Raw genomic sequence first — 19,739 nt, forward strand, 5'->3', positions numbered from 1 at the left:
GGTTGCAGCTGAACTAGCGCCGCCCGCCGCCACCGCCTATGTCGATGGCTCAGCCGGTCGGGAGCATTCCATGTCTTTGAAGGTCGCGGTCCAGATGGATCCCATCGAGGGGATCAACATCGAGGGCGACACCACCTTCCTGATGATGGAGTCCGCCCAGGCCCGCGGCCACAGCCTGTTCGTCTATACCACCCACACCCTGGCGATGGACGAGGGCCGGGTGTTCGCCCGGGGGCGCGACCTGATCGTCCAGCGGGTGAAGGGCGACCACGCGACGCTGGGACCCTGGCGGCGCACGGACCTGACCGCCTTCGATGTGATCCTGCTGCGCCAGGACCCGCCATTCGACATGAACTATATCGACTCGACGTTCTTCCTGGAGAAGGTCCACCCCGCGACCCTGGTGGTGAACGACCCGGTAGAGGTGCGCAATGCGCCGGAGAAGCTGTTCGTCACCGACTTTCCCGGCCTGCAGCCGCCGACCCTGATCACCAACGACCGCGAGGCGATCGCCGAGTTCCGCCAGCGGCATGGCGACGTGGTGCTGAAGCCCCTGAACGGACGCGGCGGATCGGGCGTCACCCGGCACCTTGCCGACGACCCGAACCTGGACTCCCTGCTGGAGATCCATGCCGAGCTCAGCCCCGAGCCAGTGATCCTGCAGAAGTTCCTGCCCTCGGTGACCCGGGGCGACAAGCGCATCCTGCTGATCGACGGCGAGGCGGTCGGGGCCATCAACCGGGTGCCGCGGCCGGGCCAGATCCGCTCCAATCTGGCGGTGGGCGGGCGGGCCGAGGCCGTCGAGCTGACCGCCCGCGACCGGGAAATCTGCGCCACCATCGGGCCGGAACTGAAGCGGCGCGGCCTGCTGTTCGTCGGCATCGACGTGATCGGCGATTACCTGACGGAGATCAATGTCACCTCCCCCACCGGCGCCGTGGCGCTGAAGACCTTTACCGGACTCGACGCCACGGACATCCTCTGGCAACGGGTTGAAGAGCTTCGCCGTACGGTCTAGCCTGTTTCGCGAAGACGTTATGCCAAGTCACTGAAGCGTCTCATCTTCCCCATAAGTTCTATTTTTGTTCTTGATCTGGGCGCCCGGTTGTGGTCGCCTCTTGTGGATAAGTGAGCTTTCGCCACAAGGGGTGGGCATGGCCGCGCGGGTCGTCACGGTGGCGTTTCAGGGGGTCGAGGCGCGGCGCGTCGACGTCCAGGTGCAGTTCACCAGCGGCGAGTCGAAGTTCTTCCTGGTCGGCATGGGCGACAAGGCGATCTCGGAAAGTCGCGAGCGGGTGCGGGCCGCGTTCTCCGGGCTGGGCCTGTCGCTGCCGGCGCGGCGCATCATCGCCAACCTGGCGCCTGCCGACCTGCCCAAGGAGGGCAGCCACTACGACCTGCCGATCGCCCTGGCGATCATGGCCGGCATGGGGGTGATCCCGCCGGATGCGCTGGACGACTGGGCCGCGGTGGGCGAGCTGTCGCTGGACGGACGCATCACGGCGGTGGCCGGCGCACTTCCCGCCGCGGTGGCGGCCGGGGCCATGGGGCTGGGGCTGATCTGTCCGGAGACCTGCGGGCCGGAGGCGGCCTGGGCGGGGGGAACACCCATCCTGGCGGCCCCGTCGCTGATCGCCCTGGTCAACCATTTCCGCGGGACCCAGGTGCTGTCGCCACCCCAGCCCGGACACCTGCGCGAGGGCGACCATGGCCCGGACCTGCGCGAGGTCAAGGGCCAGGAGAACGCCAAGCGGGCGCTGGAGATCGCCGCCGCCGGCGGGCACAACCTGTCGTTCATCGGGCCGCCGGGTTCGGGCAAGTCGATGATAGCCGCGCGCCTGCCGGGCCTGCTGCCGCCGCTGACGCCGGAGGAACTGCTCGAGACCTCAATGATCCATTCGGTGGCCGGCCTGATCGCCAAGGGCGAACTGACGCGGGCCCGGCCGTTCCGCAGCCCGCATCATTCCGCGAGCATGGCCGCCCTGACCGGCGGCGGGCTCAAGGCCAGGCCCGGCGAGGTCAGCCTGGCGCACAATGGCGTGCTGTTCCTCGACGAACTGCCGGAGTTCTCCGCCCAGGCGCTGGATTCGCTGCGCGGACCGCTGGAGACCGGCGAGGTGGTGGTGGCCCGCGCCAACGCCCATGTCCGCTATCCAGCGCGGGTCCAGCTGGTGGCGGCGATGAACCCCTGCCGCTGCGGCCACGGGGGTCCGGGCCGCGGGGCCTGCGGGCGCGCGCCGCGCTGCCAGACCGACTATCAGGGGCGAATCTCCGGCCCGCTGATGGACCGTATCGACCTGCAGGTGGAGGTCCCGCCGGTGACCGCCGCGGACCTTGCCCTGCCGGCGCCCGCCGAGGGCACCGCCGAGGCCGCCGCCCGCGTCGCCGCCGCGCGCGGCGTGCAGGCAGCCCGCGCGTCGGCTGGCGGAGAAGGCGCTGTTGTTCTGAACGCAAGAGCTGACGGCGACTGGCTGGAGGCGATCGTCGCGCTCGATCCGCCCGCGCGCACGCTGCTGACCCGCGCCGCCGAGGCCGGTGGCCTGACCGCGCGCGGCTGGACCCGCACCCTGCGCCTGGCGCGCACCATCGCCGACCTGGAAGGCTGCGACGCCGTGCGCCGCGTCCACATCGCCGAAGCGCTGATCTACCGCCGCATCGCCCCGGGGTCGTCGGTGGGGTCGCCGATGGCGGCGGGATGACGTGGCTGACCACGCCAAGCGTTGAATGTGCCGACGGCGATGGCGATGGCCACCAGATAGCCGAACAGTATCTCCGCGCTGATGTAGGCCCAGCCCCCTAGCGAGCGGTCGGCAATCCTGGCGAGGTGGATGATCACCGCGAGGAACTGGAAGGCGGCGGCGAACAACGGCCAGTAGCGGGCACTCGTCATCGCGAGCCAGGTCAGGACGCCAAGCAGCGCGGCGTCGGCCGCTAGCACGCCCCATTCCGTCTGCTGGCCGTGATGGCTGTAGACCAGCTTGGTGATCAGCCATCCAATCATGAGACCGGTCGCGGCGATCCGCTCGTCGCGACCGCCCCGCCAGATCGCCGCGCCGAATACGGCGATGACTACGGTTTCCCAGACCCAGTGCGGGATTGCGTAGGACATGGAATGCAAAAGGCCCCCGGTGTGAACCGGAGGCCAGCTTGGCAGATGACGGCTGCGGACGAAACAGTCCGCAGCTTACCTTGATTGCCCTCAGGCGGCTTGTACGGCGCGCAACGCGCGGCGGTTGTGGCGCTCTTCGCTGGCGAACAGGGGCGGGGGCTTGTCGCCCGGGTCGCCGACCATCACGGCGCCGAGGCCGATCTGGGTCTGGGCGATGGAGAGTTCCTTGTGGGTCTCGACGATGGCGCGGCGGGCTTCGGCCAGCGACATGATCGCCTGGCTGGCGCGTTCCACGGCGTCCTGGCCGATCAGGGCCGAGGCGCCGGCTTCGCGGCGAAGCTGCGGCATGATGCCAGTCAGGGCGGCGGTCTTGGAAATCGCGGCGTCGATCGCGGCTTCGGCCTCGAACAGGGCGCCGGCGATTTGCTCGGCGACCATACGGCGTTGCTTAAGCATGAGTTCTCTCCTGCGCGGACCGGTCCAAGATCCGCGCCTCGTGATTTAAGGGGGTAAGGTTTCGGACCCGTTAGGCCCGGAAAATATTTTGCCCGAGGTCCTGGAGTGCGTGGAGGCCGGCCAGCATCGCCCCGAACGCCAGGGCGGTGATGATCGCGACCCCGATGATCGCGCCCAGGCGGGCGACGGGGCCTAGATCATTTCGGCCGATTCCTGTTCGGGATCGGGTTTGAAGTTCTCGTCCAGGAGAACCCAGGTCATGCAGAGGATTTCCCGCAGGACCATCTCCGAGGGCTTGAACGGCGCCAGCTTGCGCGTACCCGACACCAGATGCCGGGCCATACTCGCCTGAGCCGGGGTCGCCGCCAGATCGACGAGCTGACGTTCCAGCTGCGCCCAGGAGAAGCCCGGAAGGCATTCCTCCTTCATAACCTCGGTCGGCCAACGGGCCTCGAAGTCGTCGATTTCGCGACGCAGGCGAAGCGCCCGTCCGATCACCGCCCGATTGTCGAAGTTCTGCCAATCGCCCATGGGGCTCCCCCTCTGCTGCCGGCTCATCCGGGCAGAGATTGGGGGTGGCGTCTGTCCTGACCGCGTCGTGTCCTGATTCAGTCAGGACACGGTTAACGTCGAGGCGGCGCGCCAGGCGGGCAGCGGCGTAGCGATCCTCGACCCCCAGCTTGCGCCGCGCGCGGTCGCAATAGGTATCCACCGAGGTCTTGGACATGCCCAGTTCGCGGGCGATCTGTTTGGACGACAGGTGCTGATCGACGAGGCGCAGACACTCGCGCTCACGCGGAGTCAGGAGGTCCACGGGATCGTCGATGATGTCATCGCGGGCGCGCATCAGGTGACCAGTAAACGACGACTTTGGCCGCGCGTCTACTTTAAGGCGAAGGGGTCGCGGCGATCAGCTACACTCTGACGCATAAGGAGGCGCCGGCGATGGACCCGATGGATCCCGGCCGGACCGCGCAACTGGAGCTGGCGATCGGCGCGCGGATGCGGACGCGCCGTCGGCAACTGGGCCTGTCGCAGTCCGATCTGGCTGACCGGCTGGGGGTGTCCTTCCAGCAGGTGCAGAAATATGAACGGGGTGCGAACCGCGTGGCGGCCTCGACCCTGCTGGCGGCTTCGGTGACGCTGAACACCACGGTGTCCTGGCTCGTCGGCGAGGAGAGCTCCGGCCGCGAGGACGACGAGGATGTGTTCCGGGCCTTGTCGCGTCCCGGCGCACTGGAGATCCTGCAGAGCTTCAACGCCATAGCCGATGCCCGCGCCCGCACGGCCCTGCTGGCTCTGGCCCGGGAAATGGCCGCCCCGCCGCACGACGGCGACGGCTGAGCGCTGGACCCTGTCCCGGCAGATTTCGCATCAGGTCAGCCGGGATAAAACAGGGTCGTCGTTCCTGTCTGGAGCCCTTCTCCTCCCCTCGGGACGAGGCAAGCTCAGTGGAAAGGGCTCCGCGGCTTGAGGGACCGTTAAGCCGTTTGCGGTTATCGCAGGGGCCATGCGCAGACCCCCACGACCCCTTGCTGAGCGTCGGCCGCGGCGCGCGCAGATCAACGCCGAGCAGCTGGCGTCGCTCAGCCACGAGTTCCGCACGCCGCTGAACGGCGTGCTCGGAATGGCGCGGCTGCTCGAGGGGACGCGGCTGACCGCCGAGCAACGCGCCTACGCCACGGCCTTGCGCGATTGCGGCGAGCATCTGCTGACCCTGGTCAACGACGTGCTGGACTTCGCCAAGCTGGGCGCGGGCAAGGTCGAGCTGCACCCCGGCGACGTCGATATCGAGAACACCCTGCGCGCGGTCTGCGAACTGCTCTCGCCAAAGGCTCGCGAAAAGGGGCTGGAGATCGCCTGGGCCGCGCCAGGGGATGTGGGGACGGTCAGGGCCGACGAAGGCCGGCTGCGCCAGATATTGCTCAATTTCGCCGGCAACGCCGTGAAATTCACCGCAGACGGCGGCGTGCTCATCGGTGTCGCCGCCGCCGGCCGCGACCGCCTGCGGTTCACCGTCGATGACACCGGACCCGGCGTGTCCGTTGTCCAGCGCGAGCGCATCTTCGAGGCCTTCGCCCAGGCCGATCCCGCCCACGCCGACCTCGGCGGCGCCGGGCTGGGCCTGGCCATCGCGCGGCGGCTGGCGCTGGCCATGGACGGCGAGGTCGGGGTCGAGGACCGACCGCAAGGCGGCGCGCGGTTCTGGTTCGAGGCGGCGTTCCGGGCGGCGCCGGGCGAACGCCCCGCCGCGGCGCTGGCTGGCCGAAAGATCTATGTGGCCTCCGGAAACCCCATCATCCGGGAGGCCGCGAGCCGACAGATCGAAGCCAGCGGCGGGCAGGCCGTGGCCGTCTGCGACGTGGCCGATCTCGTCCGCAGCACGGGCCAGGGCGACGTGGCGCTCGTGGATCATGCCCTGGCCAAGCCGCCGCGTCTGCTTCGACCCCCCGTGGGGCGGCAGGCCATCGTTCTGCTGGCGCCTGAGGAGCGCGCGCTGATCGGGCGCTATCGTCGCGCCGGATTCGCCGGCTATCTGATCAAGCCCCTGCGTCGCGCGTCGCTCTGCGAACGCGCGCTGATCGCCGCCGGCGCCGCGCCGGCCCATCCCGCCAGCGGCGAGGACGAGCGGATCGCCACCACCACCGGGCGGGGCAAGCATATTCTTCTGGTGGAAGACAACCCGATCAACGCGCTGCTGGCCCGCGCGCTGCTCGGTCGCGAGGGTTGCGATGTCGATCATGTGGTCCGCGGCCTGGATGCCATCGCGGCGGTCAAGGTGGGAACCTACGACCTGATCCTGATGGACATGCGCATGCCAGGCCTGTCCGGCGAGGAGACCGCGCGCGCGCTGCGAGACGCCGGCATCGAGACGCCGATCGTGGCGCTCACCGCCAACGCCTTCGAGGACGATCGGCATGCCTGTCTGGCCGCCGGGATGAACGATTTCCTGGTCAAGCCCATGTCGCCCGACGCGCTCAGAGCCATGCTGACCCGCTGGATCGGCCCCAACTGGACGCAATCGGCCCGGCGCGCCAAGGTCGGCTGAGGTCGGGGACACGGGTCTCCCGCGCCGGGAGGCCCAGCCATGACCGCCGAATTCAGCCCCACGCGCCGAAAACGATCGGCCGCGGAGGTGTTGCGCGAGTTGCGCCAGCCGAAGGTGGCGGTGACCCTGGCGCTGGGTTTCTCATCTGGCCTGCCCTTCCTGCTCACCGCCAACACGCTGGGCTACTGGTTGCGCGACGAGGGCACGAGCCTCAAGGCCATCGGTTTCATCTCCTGGGTCGGTCTCGCCTATACGCTGAAGTGGCTTTGGTCGCCGGTCGTGGACCGTGTGGACCTGCCGCTGCTGGGCCGGCTTGGCCGGCGGCGTGGCTGGATGGCGTTCGCCCAGATCCTGGTCGCCGCCGGCCTGGTCGGCATCGCCATCGTCGGACCGGGCGGGCCGGGCGGGTTGACCATGATCGGCGCCCTGGCCCTGTTGACCGCCTTCGCTTCGGCGACGCAGGACATCGCCATCGACGCCTGGCGGATCGAGGCTGCCGCCGACAGCGACGAGCAGGGCCTGCTATCCTCAGCCGCCGCCCTCGGCTATCGCGCCGCGATCATCGCCGCCGACGCCCTGATCCTGGCGGTGGCCGCCCGGATCGGCTGGCCCGGCGCCTATGTGGCCTATGGCCTGGCCATGGGCATCGGCCTGACCGCTACCTGGTTCGCCTTCGAGCCCGCGCGCGGCGAGGTCGGCCGTCCCGCCCAGGCCCCGCTGTGGAACGCCCGCGGCTTCTTCGACGCGGTGATCGGCCCCTTCGTGGATTTCTTCAGACAGCACAGGTCGCTGGGCCTGCTGATGCTGGCGGCGATCGCGGTCTACCGGCTTCCCGATTTCGTCATGGGGCCGATGTATACGCCCTACTACGTCGATCTGGGCCTGACCAAGGACGCCGTGGCCGCTGTCCGCGGTTCGATCGGCCTCGTCGGGGCCCTGACCGGCGTCGCCATCGGCGGCCTGAGCGCGGTTCGACTGGGGCTGTTTCCGACCCTGATCGCGGGCGCGGTGCTCCAGGGGATTGGCACGGCGTCCTTCGCCCTACTCGCGCTGCACCCTGGCGATGTGGCGGTGTTCGGCGCGGTGATGGGCGGCGACAATTTCGTCCAGGGCTACGCCGGCGTCGCCCTGATCGCCTATATGTCGAGCCTCACCAACCTGGGCTACACGGCCACCCAATACGCCCTTCTGTCCTCGGCCTACGCCCTGCTGGGCAAATTCCTGAAGGGCTTCTCCGGCGCGGTGGTCGAATCGCTGTCGGCAAGCCTGGGTCCGATGCCCGCCTATGAGACCGCCTTCGTCGGCGCCGGCCTGATCGCGATCCCCGCGGCGATCCTGTTCCTGATCCTGGCCCGGCTGAACGGCAAGGTCGCCAAGCCGCCGATTTAAGCCGTCAGGCAAACCACCTGGGCGACTCGCAGCGTCCGGCGCAAGTCGTCGGCGACGCGGCCGTAATTGTCCGCCGAGATCGCCGCGCCCGGGAAGGTCGACAGTCGCCGTCCACCGGCGGCCAGGGTCCGGGCGGTGGTTTCCGGCGCCGTGGTGTAGATGCGGCCCCGGCGAGGCGCCTCGGCGATGGTGACGCCGACCACCCGGCCCTGATCGTCCAGCGCCGGCGCCCCGGAAAGCCCGCCCAGGGCGCCCCTCAGCCCATCGGTGCGCCCGGTCTCGGCCCAGACCAGCACCGGCTCGGTCCGCGCGCCGCGACCATGCACCACCAGGTTCTCGCGACCGATCAGCCGCGAACTCACCTCGCCAGGCCGGCCTTGGGGGAACCCCAGGTGGAAGGCGCGCTCGCCTCGGCGCAGGCTGGCGGACAGACCGAGCGGCAGGGGCGGGGCGCCGCCATCGGTGGTCAGCACCGCGGTCTCCGCCGCGGGGTCGATCGAAACCTTGGCGACGACGCCCTGCCCCGGGGCGACGACGATGGCGGCCTGTCGGCAACCCTCGACCACGTGCCGCGCGGTCACCCAGACGCCTGAAGCGGCCACGGAAAAGGCGGTGCCGGCGCCGGCCTGGGTCTTGCTGGCCACCTCGACCACCACGGCGGGGTCGAAGGGCGAGGCGGGGCCGAGGGCGGTTCCCTCCACCTCCACCGTCGGGGGGGGCGGCGGCGGCGCGTCGGCGCGTTCCTGGCGGCCGATCGCGGCGATCAGCAACGCCAGCACGATGGCGGCGTAGATCAGCCAGTCCGGCAGCCGGGGGAAATGCATCACGCCCCCGGACTCAGCCGGAGACGGCGGCCGCGAGAATCAGTGCGGTGGCGAGCTTGGCGCCGACCAGAACGGCGGCGGCGGCCATCTCGTCCTCCTGGATGCGTTTGGGCAGACCGCGGAGCACCAGGTCCACGAGGCGGAAGACCAGCAGCTGCACCAGCACGGTCGCCGCGCCCCACAGCGCCAGCTCGATCAGCGTCGTCGAGGCCTTCAGCGATACCGCCAGCGGTATGGCCAGGCCCACCAGCACCCCGGCCAGCGACACCGCCGCGGCCGAATTGCCCCCGCGGATCAACGTGATCTCCTTGTGCGGCGTCAGCATGACGTAAATGGCCGCGGCCGCGAACAGGATCGTCAAGGTGACGCCGAAGTGCAGCAGGGTGACCGGAAAGCCGGTGGCGAAGGCCTGGATCTCCGGCGACTGGAGGGGCGTGGTCATGGGTGGCTAAGTTCCCGTGGAGGGCGACGCTTGATAGCATGAGCCGCCAAGCTTGCGGAAAGCGCCTTAGGGGGTCGCCGGAACCGCGGCCTTGCGCCGGACGCTGGCGCGGATCTTCTCGCTTTCGCTCTTCAGCTGGCCGCAGGCCGCCAGGATGTCGCGGCCCCGGGGCGTGCGAATCGGCGAGGCGTAGCCACCGCGGTTGAGGATCGCAGCGAAGGCCTCGATGGTCCCCCAGTCGGAGCACTCATAGGTGCTGCCGGGCCAGGGGTTGAACGGGATCAGGTTGATCTTCGCCGGGATGCCCTTGAGCAGCTGGACCAGCGCCCTGGCCTCGGCCGGCGTGTCGTTGATCCCCTTCAGCATGACGTACTCGAACGTCACACGCCGCGCATTGGAAAGCCCCGGATAGGCGCGGACGCCGGCCATCAGCTCGGCCAGGGGAAACCTCCTGTTCAGCGGCACGAGCGTCTCGCGCAGGGGATCGTTGGTGGCGTGCAGCGAGATCGCCAGCATCGCCTGGGTGCGCGTCCCCAGGGGTTCCAGCTCCGGAACCACGCCCGAGGTCGAGACGGTGATCCGCCGGCGCGAGATGGCGATGCCTTCGTTGTCGGCGATGATGTCGATGGCGTCGGCCACGCTGTCCAGATTGTAGAGCGGCTCGCCCATGCCCATGAAGACGACGTTGGAGAGCCGGCGATCTTCCCGCGGGCTCGGCCATTCGGCCAGGTCGTCGCGCGCCACCTGCACCTGGGCGACGATCTCGGAGGCGGTGAGGTTGCGGACCAGCGCCTGGGTGCCGGTGTGGCAGAAGGTGCAGTTCAGCGTGCAGCCGACCTGGCTGGAAACGCACAGCGCGCCGGCGCGGCCGACGTCGGGGATGTAGACGCACTCCACCTCGATGCCCGGCGCGGTGCGGATCAGCCATTTGCGCGTGCCGTCCCTGGAGACCTGGCGCTCGACGATTTCCGGGCGGGCCAGAGTGAAATGTTCGGCCAGGGCGGCGCGCATGTCCTTGGCCACGTCGCTCATCTGGGCAAAGTCGGTGACGCCGTAGTGGTGGATCCAGCGCCACAGCTGGCTGGCCCGCATCCTGGCCTTCTCCGGACGCACGACGTCGGCGGCGATCAGGGCGGCGGCCAGCTCAGCCCGGGTCAACCCCGACAGGTTGGGCTTGGCGGCCGCGCGCGGCGGACTTGGCGCACGAGAGAGGTCGAGGGTCACGCCCAAGGGAAGATCATCCTGTCTGGAGGTCCGACCATATAGGCGAGGCTGAGCCTCAAATCATCCCTCCCCTTCAAACATCCGTTCGACTGGGCTAGCGTCTCGCGAGTTTCAAGAACACCACCGGGAGACGGATATGAAGGCGCTGTTGAGCAAGGCCGTGGGCGGCCCCGACACTCTCGTCCTTGAGGACGTGCCGTCGCCCGAGGCCAAGCCCGGCTTCGCGGTGGTGTCGGTCAAGGCGGTGGGGGTGAACTTCCCCGACGTGCTGATCATCGAGGACAAGTACCAGTTCAAGCCCGCGCGGCCGTTCTCGCCAGGCGGCGAGGTTTCCGGCGTCGTCAAGTCGGTCGGCGAGGGCGTCACCCACATCAAGGTCGGTGACCGTGTGCTGGGCAACACCGGCTGGGGCGGCATGGCCGAGGAACTGGCGCTGGAAGCCGCCCGACTGGTGAAGATCCCCGACGCGATGCCCTTCGACGACGCCGCGGCGTTCATCATGACCTACGGCACAAGCTACCATGCGCTGAAGGACCGCGCAGACCTGCAACCGGGCCAGACCCTGCTGGTGCTGGGCGCGGCCGGCGGCGTCGGCCTGGCCGCCGTCGAGCTCGGCAAACAGATGGGCGCGCGCGTGATCGCCGCGGCGTCCAGCCAGGAGAAGGTCGACCTGTGCCTCGCCCATGGGGCGGACGCCGGCGTGGTCTATGGCCGCGGCCCCTTCGACCGCGACGGCCAGAAGCAGCTCTCCGAACAGTTCAAGACGGCCTGCGGCGCGGCCGGCGCCGACGTCATCTATGACGGCATCGGCGGCGACTATGCCGAGCCCGCGCTGCGCTCCATCGCGTGGGAGGGCAAATATCTGGTCGTCGGGTTCGCCGCCGGCGACATCCCGAAGATCCCGCTGAACCTGGCGCTGCTGAAGGGCTGCGATATCGTCGGCGTGTTCTGGGGGACCTGGGTCGCCAAGAACCCGGCGCGGCACCAGAAGGGCGTCGCCGAACTGCTGGCCATGTATGCCGCCGGCAAGATCAAGCCGCATGTCTCGGGCCGCTTTCCGCTGGCCAAGGCCGCCGACGCCATCCGCCACCTGGCCAGCCGCCAGGCCATGGGCAAGGTCGTTGTGACGATCGACTGACGCCGCGGCGCTGTGGCTCAGTGCCGGAAGACGCGAACGCCGGTGAACACCATGGCCACGCCGCGTTCGTCGGCGGCGTCGATCACCGCCTGGTCGCCGATCGACCCGCCGGGCTGGATCACCGCCGTGCAGCCGGCGTCAGCCGCCTGGATCAGTCCATCGGGGAAGGGAAAGAAGGCTTCGGAGGCGCAGGCCGAGCCGGTCAGGTCCAGCCCGAAGTCGGCGGCGCGAAGGGCGGCGATGCGCGCGGAATCCTTGCGGTTCATCTGGCCGGCGCCGACGCCCAGCGTCTGGCCCGCGCGGGCGTAGACGATGGCGTTGGACTTGACGTGCTTGGCGACGGTGAAGGCAAACAGCATGTCGGCCACCTCGGCCTCGGTGGGGCTGCGCCGGGTGACCACCTTAAGGTCGGACGCCGTCAGCCGGGCGGTGTCGCGGCTCTGCACCAGGAAACCGCCGGCCACCGACTTGAAACTGGTTCCAGGCGCCAGCGGATCGGGCAGGCCGCCGGTGGTCAGCAGGCGGACGTTCTTCTTTTTGGCGAACAGGGCGATGGCGTCGGCGTCGGCGTCCGGGGCGATGACCACCTCGGTGAGCAGCTTCAGGATCTCCGTCGCGGTGGCCGCGTCCAGCCGTCCGTTCAGCGCGACGATGCCGCCAAAGGCGCTGGTGGGATCGCAGGCCAGCGCGCGGCCGTAGGCCTCGACCATGGTCGCCCCGGTCGCCAGGCCGCAGGGGTTGGCATGCTTGATGATCGCGCAGGCGGGACCGTCCGCGGGGTCGAATTCGGCGATCAGCTCGAAGGCCGCGTCGGTGTCGTTGATGTTGTTGTAGCTGAGTTCCTTGCCCTGGTGCTGGCGGGCGGTGGCCACGCCGGTGCGCGGGTTGGCGAAGCGATAGAAGGCCGCGTTCTGATGCGGGTTCTCGCCATAGCGCATCGTCTGCGCCAGTTCGCCGGCGAAGGCGCGGCGGTGGGGGGCCTCGTCGCCAAGAGCCTGCGCGAACCAGGAGGCGATCGCCGCGTCATAGCCGGCGGTGCGGGCGTAGGCGCGGGCGGCCAGGGCCTTGCGCAGCGCCAGCCCCGTGGCGCCGTCTTCCGCCAGCTCGGCCAGCACCTGCCGCAGGTCGGCAAGCTCGGTGCAGACGGCGACGTAGCCGTGGTTCTTGGCCGCCGAACGGATCATCGCCGGGCCACCGATGTCGATGTTCTCCACCGCCGTGGCGTAGTCGGCGCCGGCCGCGACGGTGGCCTCGAAGGGGTAGAGGTTCACATAGACCAGATCGATGCCGCCGATCGCGTGCTCGGCCATGGACCGGGCGTGGTCGGGCGCATCGCGGACACCCAGAAGGCCGCCGTGGACAACGGGATGGAGGGTCTTGACCCGGCCATCCATCATCTCGGGAAAGCCGGTGAGCTCGGAGATGTCCTTCACCGTCAGACCGGCGTCGGCGATGGCCTTGCGCGCCCCGCCGGTCGAGACCAGCGCGACGCCCGCGGCGGCGAGCGCCCGGGCCGCCTCGATCAGGCCGGTCTTGTCGGACACCGAGATCAGCGCCCGCCTGATCGGGGCGCGGTCCGGGGCCGGCGGGAAATCGGGAGCGGCGGGCACAGCATTCTCCTGCAGTGACGGAAAATGCCCAGGCGAGCGGCGTCGATGGCATCCGCGCTCCCCGATGGTCGCCCACCTGAAACTTCGCCAGTCACGCGGAATGGGCGCGGCTTAGTCCGGGCGCCGGCCAACGTCAACAAGGCTGTCGTCGGCGCGACCCGGCGTGGCGGCCGAGAGCTTCCACCGCACTTTGGCGCCGACGTCGAGGCGGGCCTGGCCGCGCAGCACGATCTGCTGGCTGCGCCTTGGCCGGCCGTCCAGGTAGTGGACGGACGGTTCCAGCGCGACGTCCAGCGCATCGTTGCGCAGCCACCAGCCGGTCTCCTCGCCCTCGGCCTTGAGCAGGACGCTCCTTCCGTCGCGGGCGACCAGGGCGCTGACCTGAGGGTGCAGGTGAAAGCGGACAACGAAAGACAGGAAGCGGCGTCCGTCCCGTCCGCTTCGCGCGGCTGCCGGGGTCAGCCGATCCTCGCCGCGCAGTTCGTCGGCCTCGAGGTCAAGATAGAGCCGCCGTTCATGCCGCAGTCCGAAACGCCGGACCCAGCCGTCGTGCGACAGCTCCAGCCACAGCGCGCCGGGCGCTTCGTGGCGGCGGGCCTCGACGGCGTCGACGGCGCCCGTGAGGCGCGGCCCCAGGGCGCGGGCGGCGAAGCCCTGCAACGGCTGACCGCAGGCCGCATCGCCCACAGAGGCCGTGGAGGCGGCGTCCACCAGCCGCAGGGCCGCCGGCGCATGGGCTTGCGGCGACCCGCCGGCGCCGACGATCAGCCGCCGGCCCCCGGCCAGCACCTCGATGGCCAGCGGCTGAGCGCAGGCCGCCTGGCTCCAGACGCCGGCGGCCGGTGGGGCCGCATCCGCCACCACCTGCAGCGAGCGGGCCGCTAGACGTTGATAGCCACCCCGAACCACCGGCACGGAGCGTTCGCCAAGTTCGTCCTGCGCTCGGGCGGCTGCGACGTAGGACGCCGACAGCGCCTCGCCCCCCTGGAAGGCCGCCAGCCGGCCGTCGGCCAGGGTGAAGAACCGCACCGCGGACGCCAGGCGATCGTTGGCGCGCAACAACTCGTCGGGGGCGGCCATGCCGCGCTGGACCAGGGCCTCATCAAGGGTGGTGAGGTCGAACAGCAGCTCCAGCGCCGCTTGCGGACTGCGGCTGGCGTGGCCGCCGTCGGGCGAGATCGTCGCCGGCAGGGCCAGCCGCAGACGGTCCAGCGCGCGGTCCAGCAGGCGCGCCCCCGCCCCGCCGCCCAGCGCCGCGCCCGCCACAGCGGCAGCGGCGGCGCGTTCGGAAGCCCGGACGGGCCCCTCGCGCACGTCCAGCAGGAAGCGGGCCTGGCGGGCTAGGTCGCCGGCGACCTGCTCGGCCTCGGCGTCGGAGGCCGGCGCCGAGAGCGCGCGGACGGCGCAGGCCAGGTTGAACACCCGTCGCTCAAGGATCGCCGGATCCCAGGCAAAGCCGTTCCAGCGCCCGAACAGCCGCCGCCAGGCCAGGGTCAGGCGCAGCGCCTCCCAGGCGCCGGGGTCGCCGTGCGCCACCAGGTCCGGCAGCCAGCCGAAGCCGTGCAGACCAGAGGCAAAGCGCAGGCTGGGGCTCGGCCGGTCCCACGGATCGCCGCGCGGACCCATGGCCAGCGTCTCGCCGTCGATGACGAAGGCGCCGGCCAGGATGCGCCGCCCGTTCTCCGGGTCAGCCGGGCGCAAGGTCCTGGGCGTCGCCGCCAGCCCCTCGGGCCGCGGCCACGACAGCCAGGCGTGGTAGAGCGGCGACGCCGCCCATTCCAGGCTCGCGCGCCGGCGCAGGGCGACCGCCGCGGCCAGCAGCGACAGGCTTGCAGGGGTGCGGTCCGCCATCGACGCCGGCATCCGGCGCGCTCCCGTCAGCCGCCGCGCAGGGCGGCGATATTGCCGGCGTAGGCCGAGGGTCCGCCGCGGAACACCGCGGTGCCGGCCACCAGCGCCGTGGCCCCGGCCGCCACGCAGAGCCGCGCCGTCTCCGGCGTCACGCCACCGTCGACTTCCAGCGGAATGTCGCGACCGGTGGCGTCGATCATCCCGCGCAGCGTCTCGATCTTGGCCAGCTGCGAGGTCATGAAGCTCTGACCGCCGAACCCCGGATTGATCGACATCACCAGGATCAGGTCGACGTCGTCCATCATCCACCGGATGACGCTCGGATCGGTCGAGGGGTTGAACACCACGCCGGCCTTGGCGCCCAGCTTGCGGATCTGGCCGAGCGTGCGGTTGAGGTGCGGCCCGGCCTCCGGGTGGACGCTGATCATGTCCGCCCCGGCGGCGCGGAACGCCTCCAGGTAGGGGTCCGCCGGCGCGATCATCAGATGCACGTCCAGGGGGATGGTCACATGGGGCTTCAGCGCCTTCACCACGTCAGGCCCGATGGTGATGTTGGGCACGAAGTGGCCGTCCATCACGTCGATATGCAGCCAGTCGGCGCCGGCGGCCTCCACGGCGCGGGCCTCCTCGCCCAGCCGCGCAAAGTCCGCCGCCAGGATGGAGGGCGCGATGAGGGGCTTGCCGGACATGCGCCGGACTTAGCTGAATCGCCCCGCCCGGTGAAGGCTAAGCCTTGCGGAACCGCGCGACGTAGAAGCCGTCTGTCCCGCCCGCGGTGTGATGCGGCAGGATGCGCAGCGTGCCGTCGGCGCGCAGGCTCCTCGCCGGCGCCCCCCCCTCGCCCGCAACGATCGGGTCCAGCGCGACGCCGGGGGTGCGCGACAGGAACGCCGCGACCTGGCCCTCGCCCTCCTCGGGCTCCAGCGAACAGACGCAATAGACCAGCCGCCCGCCGGGTTTCAGGCGGCGCGCGGCGGCGTCCAGCAGCTTGGACTGCACGGCGGCCAAGCCGGCGATGTCGCTGGGCTTGGCGGCCCACAAGACGTCAGGATGACGGCGGAACGTGCCGGTGGCCGAGCAGGGCGCGTCCAGCAGGACGGCGTCGAAGCCGCGGCCATCCTTCCAGTTGGCGGCGTCGGCGGCGACGGTCTCGGCCCCCAGGCCGGTGCGGACGAGGTTCTCGGTGACCCGTTTCAGCCGGGCCGGCGCGCGGTCAAGCGCGGTGACCGTCGCGCCCGCGGCGGCCAGCTGCAGGGTCTTGCCGCCGGGCGCGGCGCACATGTCGAGCGCGGTCTCGCCGGCCCGGACCGCCAGCAGGCGGGCGGGGATGGCGGCGGAGGCGTCCTGCACCCACCAGCCGCCCTCGGCGAACCCCGGCCAGGTGGCGAGATCGCCGCGCCGCGACGTCCGCAGTGTCCCGCCGGGCAGCACCGTCGCCTCCAGCTCCGCGGCGATGCCGGGGCCGGCGCCGGCATCCTTGAGCGACAGGTCGGTGGCGGGTTCCTCGGCGATCATCTCAGCCACCTTGTGGGCCTCTTCCACACCGAACGCCGCGCGCCAGCGGGCCTGGAGCCAGCCGGGCGCCAGCAGATCGGGATCGGCCAGCTCCGGCGGCTCGCGCAACAGGCCGCGCAACACCGCGTTCACCAGGCCCTTGAACATCGCTAGGCCCTTGTCGCGCGCCACCAGGTCGACCGAGGTGGCGACGGCGGCGTGGGCGGGGGTGTTCAGCAGAAACGCCTGGGCCACGCCAAGGCGCAGGATCTGCACCACCTTGTCGGGCGGCGCCTTCTTCACCTTGGCCTGCAGGGCCGCGTCGATGGGGCCAAGGTGGCGCAAGGTGGCCATCACCAGGGCGCGGGCGAAGGCGCGGTCGCGGGCGGAGAGCGCCGCCAGCGCCGGGTGGCTGAGCCCCTCGTCCATACCGGCGCGGCCCCCCAGGGCGGCGGTCAGCAGGTCCAGCGCCGCGGCGCGGGCCGGCAGGCCGGCGACGTCGGCGGGCGCGTCCGGAGGGGCTATGTCGGTCATCGAGGCGGCGTGCCCGTTCGGACGCGGCGGCGCAAGCGCCATACGCGCTTTGTCCCGGCGCATTGCGCGCCTAGTTTGCGGCGATGACCGACCTGCCGCCCAACGCCGCGCCCGACAAACCGCTGACCCCGCAGGCGCGCCGCGCGCTGGAGGAGGCCGAGGCGCGCCGACGCGCCGCCGCGATCGACGCCGCCAGCCCGGAACAAGGCGGGCCAAAGGGACTCGAACCCACCCGCTTCGGTGACTGGGAACGCAAGGGCATCGCCGTCGACTTCTAGCGCCGTCGGCTGGCCCATTTGGGCGGCGAGGCGCAGGCCGACGGCTTGAGTGTCGTTGGGAAGATAAGGGGACGCTACCCTGCCTGGGCCATTTCGGCGGCGACGCGCAGGGCGGCGGCGCGGGGGTCGTTGGCGGCGGTGATCGGGCGGCCGCAGACGATGTGCGAGGCGCCGGCCCTCAGCGCCTCCAGCGGGGTGGCGGCGCGCGCCTGATCGTTTCTCGCCGACCAGTCCGGGCGCACGCCCGGTGTCACCACCAGGAAGTCGCGGCCGCCGAGCGCGCGGGCCAGAGCGGCCTCCTGTGGGCTGGCGACCACCCCGTCGCAGCCGGCGGCGATGGCCTGGTGGATGCGGCGTTCCACGAGCGCGCGGGCGCTCTCGGCATAGCCCATCTCGACCAGATCGGCGTCGGCCAGGCTGGTCAGCACCGTCACCGCCAGGATCTTCAGCGACGATGCGCCCCGGCCGCGCACCGCGGCGGCCATCACCTGCGGCTCGCCATGCACGGTGATGAAGTCGCAGCCCGACTGGGCGATGGCGGCGGCGGCGCGCTGCACGGTCGTGCCGATGTCGTGCAGCTTCCAGTCGAGAAACACCTGCTTGCCCTGGCCCTTCAGCTCGCGGGCCAGCGCCATGCCGTCTGTGGCGAAGAGTTCCAGCCCGACCTTGTAGAAGCTGACCGCCTCGCCCAGCGCGGCGACCATGGCGCGCGCCTCCTCCGCCGTGGGCACGTCCAGGGGCACGATCAGGCGAGGGTCGGCCATGGACGAAGGCTCCGGGCAGGCGGCGTCACACCGAGAGGGTTCGGCGCGGGCGGCGATTTGGGCTAAGACCGGGGGATGATCCATTGGGACTTCGCGGTCAACTTCTTCGTGGCGCTGTTCGCCCTGCTCGATCCGATCGGGAACGTGCCGGTGTTCGCCGCCTCCACCGTCGGCGCCAGCGGGCGCGAACGGGCGCAGATCGCCCTGGTGATCTCGGTGTTCGTTCTGGGGTTCCTGACCTTCTTCTATTTCTCCGGCCTCAGCCTCCTGACCTTCTTCGGCATCTCGCTGCCGGCCTTTCGCATCGCCGGCGGGGTGATCCTGTTCATCCTGGGGCTGAAGATGGTCGGCGACGACTTTACCTCCGGCTTCGCCAGCGCCGCGGAAGCCACCGCCGACGACACCCGAACCTATGTGCGCCGCCGCGTCGAGCAGATGATCGTGCCGTTCGCCATGCCGCTGCTGATCGGTCCGGGCGCAATCTCGACGGTGATCATCTATGCCATCCAGGCGCGCGCCTTTGGCCTGTCCGGCACAGCCATGGGCCTTGGCGCGATCCTGGCGGTCTCGGTGGCGACCCTGCTGGCGTTCCTGGCGACGCCCTTGATCAGCAAGGTGCTGGGCAAGATCGGGCTGTCGATCATCGTGCGCGTGCTGGGCCTGATCCTCTGCGCCATGGCGGTGCAGTTCCTGCTGGCCGGCGTCGCCGATTCCACCAACGGCATCGTCCGGCCCGAGGCCGCCGCCCCCTACGCTACACCTTCCGGAACCGCGGTCCCTGCCAGGCCATGAGCGCCAGCGCCCAGTCGTCGGGGATCAGCTTGGCGACCGCGGCGATCGCCTTGTTGGGCGCGCCGGGAACGCAGACCGGGCGGTTGGCCTCCACCGCCTCATAGCCCGCGGCGGCCACCTCGTCGGCGCCCAGCCAGAGCCAGGGCGGGGTCGACCGGCTGATCTGCTCGCGCGTGCCGTTGACGTCGTGGAACTCCGAGAAGGTGAAGCCGGGACAGAGCGCGCTGACGTGCACGCCGTGCGCCTGGGTCTCCAGATGCAGGCTCTGGGAAAACCGCACCAGGAACGACTTGGTCGCGCCATAGAGCGTGTGGCCGGCCGAGCCCGGGACCAGCCCGGCCAGGGAGGCCACGTTGACGATTCGGCCGAACCTTCGCTGGATCATGCCCGGCAGCACCCGATGCGCCAGTTCCGCCGGCGCGGTCATCATCACCTGGATGAACGCCCGCTGATCCTCCCAGCGGGTGTCGGCGTAGGACCCCGCCAGCCCATAGCCGGCGTTGTTGACCAGGGCGTCGACCGTGCGGCCGTGGGCGGTGAGGTGGTCGAGAATCTGTCCCGGCGCCCGCGGCTCGGCCAGGTCGGCGACCACCGTCAGGGTCTCCACGCCATAGCGCAGCGAGATCTCCTCGGCGAGCTTCTCCAGCCGCTCGGCGCGGCGCGCGGTCAGCGCCACGTCGTAGCCGTGGCTGGCCAGGATGCGGGCGAACGCCGCCCCGATGCCGGCCGAGGCGCCGGTCACCAGCGCCAGTCTGCGATCCATGTCGGTCTCCCGTTCGTTCGCG

General features: G+C 70.7%; 20 protein-coding genes, 1 pseudogene and 1 riboswitch. Of the genes and pseudogenes, 8 read left to right on the forward strand and 13 right to left on the reverse strand.

Annotated features, from left to right (window positions below; genetic code table 11):
• The first annotated feature begins 70 nt into the window (after positions 1 to 70).
• Positions 71 to 1,018 carry a glutathione synthase gene (gene gshB, locus RMN86_RS06710; RefSeq protein ID WP_309605060.1) on the forward strand — a complete coding sequence of 316 codons (948 nt, stop codon included), beginning with the start codon at positions 71 to 73 and terminating at the stop codon, positions 1,016 to 1,018.
• Positions 1,019 to 1,154: 136 nt separating this feature from the next.
• Entirely contained in the window at positions 1,155 to 2,699 is a 1,545-nt protein-coding gene (locus RMN86_RS06715) for a YifB family Mg chelatase-like AAA ATPase (protein WP_309605061.1), read from the forward strand.
• On the opposite strand, the gene RMN86_RS06720 is transcribed toward RMN86_RS06715, so the two are convergent.
• From RMN86_RS06720 to RMN86_RS18135, 4 genes and pseudogenes are all read right to left on the reverse strand, one after another.
• A complete protein-coding gene (locus RMN86_RS06720) occupies positions 2,645 to 3,109 on the reverse strand; it encodes a hypothetical protein (protein WP_309605062.1) in 465 nt (154 codons plus the stop codon). The genes RMN86_RS06715 and RMN86_RS06720 overlap by 55 nt on opposite strands.
• Positions 3,110 to 3,199: 90 nt before the next feature.
• Positions 3,200 to 3,565 carry a hypothetical protein gene (locus RMN86_RS06725; RefSeq protein ID WP_309605063.1) on the reverse strand — a complete coding sequence of 122 codons (366 nt, stop codon included), beginning with the start codon at positions 3,563 to 3,565 and terminating at the stop codon, positions 3,200 to 3,202.
• Between the two features lie 192 nt (positions 3,566 to 3,757).
• Positions 3,758 to 4,096, reverse strand: a complete 339-nt coding sequence (locus RMN86_RS06730; protein ID WP_309605064.1) for a hypothetical protein — start codon at positions 4,094 to 4,096, stop codon at positions 3,758 to 3,760.
• Between the two features lie 121 nt (positions 4,097 to 4,217).
• Positions 4,218 to 4,412 (reverse strand): annotated as a pseudogene (locus RMN86_RS18135) (LuxR C-terminal-related transcriptional regulator); the annotation flags it as partial.
• A 98-nt stretch (positions 4,413 to 4,510) separates the two neighbouring features.
• On the opposite strand from RMN86_RS18135, the gene RMN86_RS06735 reads away from it, so the two are divergent.
• From RMN86_RS06735 to RMN86_RS06745, 3 genes are all read left to right on the forward strand, one after another.
• A complete protein-coding gene (locus tag RMN86_RS06735; RefSeq protein WP_309605065.1) occupies positions 4,511 to 4,909 on the forward strand; it encodes a helix-turn-helix transcriptional regulator in 399 nt (132 codons plus the stop codon).
• A 166-nt stretch (positions 4,910 to 5,075) separates the two neighbouring features.
• Positions 5,076 to 6,614 carry a response regulator gene (locus RMN86_RS06740; protein ID WP_309605066.1) on the forward strand — a complete coding sequence of 513 codons (1,539 nt, stop codon included), beginning with the start codon at positions 5,076 to 5,078 and terminating at the stop codon, positions 6,612 to 6,614.
• Between the two features lie 39 nt (positions 6,615 to 6,653).
• Positions 6,654 to 8,003, forward strand: a complete 1,350-nt coding sequence (locus RMN86_RS06745; RefSeq protein WP_309605067.1) for an AmpG family muropeptide MFS transporter — start codon at positions 6,654 to 6,656, stop codon at positions 8,001 to 8,003.
• Here the strand turns inward: RMN86_RS06745 and RMN86_RS06750 are convergent.
• The 3 genes from RMN86_RS06750 to rlmN form a co-directional block, all read right to left on the reverse strand.
• Entirely contained in the window at positions 8,000 to 8,827 is an 828-nt protein-coding gene (locus RMN86_RS06750) for a serine protease (RefSeq protein ID WP_309605122.1), read from the reverse strand. The two genes, RMN86_RS06745 and RMN86_RS06750, sit on opposite strands and share 4 nt — an antisense overlap.
• Positions 8,828 to 8,840: 13 nt before the next feature.
• On the reverse strand, positions 8,841 to 9,269 hold the full coding sequence (locus RMN86_RS06755; protein WP_309605068.1) for a DUF350 domain-containing protein: 429 nt from the start codon (positions 9,267 to 9,269) through the stop codon (positions 8,841 to 8,843).
• A gap of 66 nt (positions 9,270 to 9,335) precedes the next feature.
• Positions 9,336 to 10,499, reverse strand: a complete 1,164-nt coding sequence (rlmN, locus tag RMN86_RS06760) for a 23S rRNA (adenine(2503)-C(2))-methyltransferase RlmN (RefSeq protein ID WP_309605069.1) — start codon at positions 10,497 to 10,499, stop codon at positions 9,336 to 9,338.
• A gap of 130 nt (positions 10,500 to 10,629) precedes the next feature.
• On the opposite strand from rlmN, the gene RMN86_RS06765 reads away from it, so the two are divergent.
• Positions 10,630 to 11,631 carry an NADPH:quinone oxidoreductase family protein gene (locus tag RMN86_RS06765; protein WP_309605070.1) on the forward strand — a complete coding sequence of 334 codons (1,002 nt, stop codon included), beginning with the start codon at positions 10,630 to 10,632 and terminating at the stop codon, positions 11,629 to 11,631.
• Between the two features lie 17 nt (positions 11,632 to 11,648).
• On the opposite strand, the gene purH is transcribed toward RMN86_RS06765, so the two are convergent.
• The 4 genes from purH to RMN86_RS06785 form a co-directional block, all read right to left on the reverse strand.
• The gene (purH, locus tag RMN86_RS06770; protein WP_309605071.1) at positions 11,649 to 13,241 is read right to left on the reverse strand and encodes a bifunctional phosphoribosylaminoimidazolecarboxamide formyltransferase/IMP cyclohydrolase; all 1,593 of its coding nucleotides are present in this window, start codon (positions 13,239 to 13,241) and stop codon (positions 11,649 to 11,651) included.
• Positions 13,242 to 13,260: 19 nt separating this feature from the next.
• Positions 13,261 to 13,346, reverse strand: a riboswitch (ZMP/ZTP riboswitch).
• 6 nt (positions 13,347 to 13,352) lie between these two features.
• Entirely contained in the window at positions 13,353 to 15,104 is a 1,752-nt protein-coding gene (locus RMN86_RS06775; RefSeq protein ID WP_309605072.1) for a heparinase II/III family protein, read from the reverse strand.
• 14 nt (positions 15,105 to 15,118) lie between these two features.
• Positions 15,119 to 15,781 carry a ribulose-phosphate 3-epimerase gene (gene rpe / locus RMN86_RS06780; RefSeq protein WP_309605073.1) on the reverse strand — a complete coding sequence of 221 codons (663 nt, stop codon included), beginning with the start codon at positions 15,779 to 15,781 and terminating at the stop codon, positions 15,119 to 15,121.
• A 37-nt stretch (positions 15,782 to 15,818) separates the two neighbouring features.
• On the reverse strand, positions 15,819 to 17,120 hold the full coding sequence (locus tag RMN86_RS06785; protein ID WP_309605074.1) for an RsmB/NOP family class I SAM-dependent RNA methyltransferase: 1,302 nt from the start codon (positions 17,118 to 17,120) through the stop codon (positions 15,819 to 15,821).
• A gap of 83 nt (positions 17,121 to 17,203) precedes the next feature.
• Between RMN86_RS06785 and RMN86_RS06790 the strand changes: the two genes are divergently transcribed.
• Positions 17,204 to 17,398, forward strand: coding sequence for a DUF1674 domain-containing protein (locus RMN86_RS06790; RefSeq protein WP_309605075.1), 195 nt, complete (start codon positions 17,204 to 17,206; stop codon positions 17,396 to 17,398).
• Between the two features lie 74 nt (positions 17,399 to 17,472).
• On the opposite strand, the gene pyrF is transcribed toward RMN86_RS06790, so the two are convergent.
• Positions 17,473 to 18,162: an orotidine-5'-phosphate decarboxylase gene (gene pyrF / locus RMN86_RS06795; RefSeq protein WP_309605076.1), complete on the reverse strand. Its 690-nt coding sequence runs from the start codon at positions 18,160 to 18,162 to the stop codon at positions 17,473 to 17,475.
• A 75-nt stretch (positions 18,163 to 18,237) separates the two neighbouring features.
• Between pyrF and RMN86_RS06800 the strand changes: the two genes are divergently transcribed.
• Positions 18,238 to 18,954 (forward strand): MarC family protein, encoded by a 717-nt coding sequence (locus RMN86_RS06800; RefSeq protein WP_309605077.1) that lies wholly within the window; start codon positions 18,238 to 18,240, stop codon positions 18,952 to 18,954.
• Here the strand turns inward: RMN86_RS06800 and RMN86_RS06805 are convergent.
• On the reverse strand, positions 18,917 to 19,717 hold the full coding sequence (locus RMN86_RS06805) for an SDR family oxidoreductase (RefSeq protein ID WP_309605078.1): 801 nt from the start codon (positions 19,715 to 19,717) through the stop codon (positions 18,917 to 18,919). The two genes, RMN86_RS06800 and RMN86_RS06805, sit on opposite strands and share 38 nt — an antisense overlap.
• Positions 19,718 to 19,739 lie beyond the last annotated feature (22 nt).

Origin of the sequence: Phenylobacterium sp., assembly GCF_031360265.1 — a bacterium.
GTDB lineage: Bacteria > Pseudomonadota > Alphaproteobacteria > Caulobacterales > Caulobacteraceae > Phenylobacterium.